Raw genomic sequence first — 711 nt, 5'->3', positions numbered from 1 at the left:
GCCAAACGAAGAAAGGCTACTTCTGGGCGATTGCCTCAGACGACCGCGGCCACAGCGGCCCAAGTCCGCCGATCGTGCTGTTCCGATATGCCCCCAGTCGCAGCGGTGCCTTCGCTGAGCAGTTCCTAGATGGCTTTGGCGGACGCTTCCTGCAATGCGATGCCTATGACGGTTATGATCGACTGACCGAAGTCGCTCGACTGCAAGGGCCTTGGACGCTCGTGCATTGCTGGAGCCACTTGCGCCGACGCTTCGTCAAATTGGCCCGCAATAGCAAATCGCCGATCGCCGAGGCCGCCATTCGGCACATCGCACAGCTTTACGCCATCGAAGCCATGGTGCGCGGTGCATCGCCGGACATCCGGCTCGCCGCACGAAAGGAGCATTCGTTGGCTCTCGTCGCCGCTTTGAAAATGTGGTTCGAGAAGCAGCTGTCGATGATCTCCAGCGGTTCGACGCTCGCCGAGGACATCCGCTACGCGCTCAATCACTGGCAAGGTCTGACCCGCTTCCTCGAAGACGGGCGCCTCGAGCTCGACACCAACCCTGTCGAGAACGCCATCCGGCCAGTCTGCCTGACCAGAAAAAATGCGCTCTTCGCCGGTCATGAGGTCGGAGCCGAAAACTGGGCCTTGCTCGCCTCGATCGTCGCCACCTGCAAGCTCAACGACGTCAACCCGGCCGCCTACATCGCCGAAACACTCGAGACGA

1 protein-coding gene is annotated in these 711 nt (G+C 61.2%); it reads left to right on the top strand.

Annotated features, from left to right (window positions below):
• Window positions 1-711 (top strand): IS66 family transposase (locus IVA75_RS14865; protein ID WP_247359360.1); only part of this gene is annotated, 711 nt, incomplete at both ends.

This window comes from Bradyrhizobium sp. 134, assembly GCF_023074155.1.
Classification (GTDB): Bacteria; Pseudomonadota; Alphaproteobacteria; order Rhizobiales; family Xanthobacteraceae; genus Bradyrhizobium.
The sequence above is the reverse complement of the archived record's forward strand: the minus strand, read 5'-3'. Positions and strand labels throughout refer to the sequence as shown.